Here is a 1,646-nt window from a genome sequence, read left to right on the forward strand (position 1 = left end):
TCCCCATCACTGGCCAAGCAAGAAATCCAGTCACTAAGGATAGATCGGTCCAGGCAATCAGTCCAATCCAAACTTGATTGGTGACACACCACAAACCTGGTAGACAAAAGGCACCCCAGTTCCAGCCTTGAATCTCTGCTGGCACTAGAACAGATTCGTCAAACACTTGCTTGCAACCGGAATTATTGATGGGAGTCGGTGGAGGGTACGATTTAGACTGGGGAGTTACAGCTACATTACCCTTTATTTCTGTTTGTCTAACCTTAGAATCATCAGAATCATCAGTTCGGATCAGGTCTAGAACCTCTTGAGCAGATTGGAATCGCTCAGAGGGTTGGGATGCCAGCAAACGAGATAGGATACTATTAAACTCTGGAGATAGGGTTACTTCTTCTTCAGTTCGCCAGCTCAGGGTATAAGGGTCAACCAGTTCCTGGGGCTGTTTACCAGTCATCAGTACTAGTGATGTCACTCCCAAAGCATACAGGTCACTATGGGGAGCAGCAATCCCTAGGCGTAGCTGTTCATCAGGTGCATAGCCAACTTTACCTAAACAAGTCCCACCAGCATAGATGGCAGAGTTTTGCCCAGGTGCGCTTGACCTTGGCGAATTAAATTCGCCAAGGTCAAGCGCACCTCTGGTTACGGGAGTATTGACTTCTAGGGCAATTTGTTTGACACCACCCAAGTCAATTAATACTGGTACTCCATCGGAAGCACGACGGATAATATTGTCTGGAGCAATATCCCGGTGAATTATTCCTAATTGGTGTAGGTAGCTTAAGACCGGGAGCAATTGCTGAAACAGTTGGATAATTTCGGTTTCGCTGAAGCGTTCCCCTTTGCTTACTCGTTCTTCGAGTAAAGTTTGATAGGTTTTTCCTTCAATGTAGTCTTGGACGAGAAACAACCGTTTGCCATGGCGAAAAAATTCCCAGAATCTCGGAATTTGGGGGGATGAAAGCTTGTGCAGCATGGTTGCTTCCCGTTGAAATAGTTCTTCCGCTTTTTCTAGGGTATGGGTGCCCTGGTTTCTTGGAGTCAGCTCTTTTAGGGTTACTAGTTCATTAAAGCGTCCAGTGTCTTTGGCGAGGTAGGTTTTGCCAAATCCCCCTTGTCCTAAGGTACGTTGAATTATGTAGCGATCGCGTAATCGGCTTCCAGTCTGTAATGTATTGTCATTATTAGTATTGTCTAATGTATTGTCTAATGTATTGTCATTATTAGTATTATCTAGATTAGTCTCTAGGGGACTGCTACTGGGAGGAGGTAGAGAGGCACCACAACGAGAGCAAAAACTTGCCCGACTGGGATTGATTTGCTCACATATCATACAAATGATTGAATTCATGGCTCCACTCTTTTGAATACCAGTTGGGTTCATGCCGTTGCTGCCTAGTTAATTGGTATTATAATTGGCACTATAATTGGCTCGATATGATCTATTTTAGCCACCATGAGAAAAATCAGAGTTCATTCAAATGTGCGGTTTGGGGTAAGTATTGTGGACGGTTGATGGTGAATTGTCAACGAATTGTCAAGCGAAGGCAGCAATCTTAATAAGAAATAAGAAATAGTTAAGAATTGAGCAATCTAGTAATTATGAACTATTTCAGGCTTACAATTCAAAGTTATAGCACTACGCA

General features: G+C 43.7%; 1 protein-coding gene. It reads right to left on the reverse strand.

What is annotated here, in order from left to right; all coding sequences use genetic code 11:
• Positions 1-1,351, reverse strand: a 1,351-nt coding sequence (locus LYNGBM3L_RS13535; protein ID WP_081431946.1) for a serine/threonine-protein kinase, incomplete at its 3' end; no start/stop codon positions are given.
• Positions 1,352-1,646: the final 295 nt, after the last annotated feature.

This window comes from Moorena producens 3L, assembly GCF_000211815.1.
GTDB classification, from domain to species: Bacteria; Cyanobacteriota; Cyanobacteriia; order Cyanobacteriales; family Coleofasciculaceae; genus Moorena; species Moorena producens.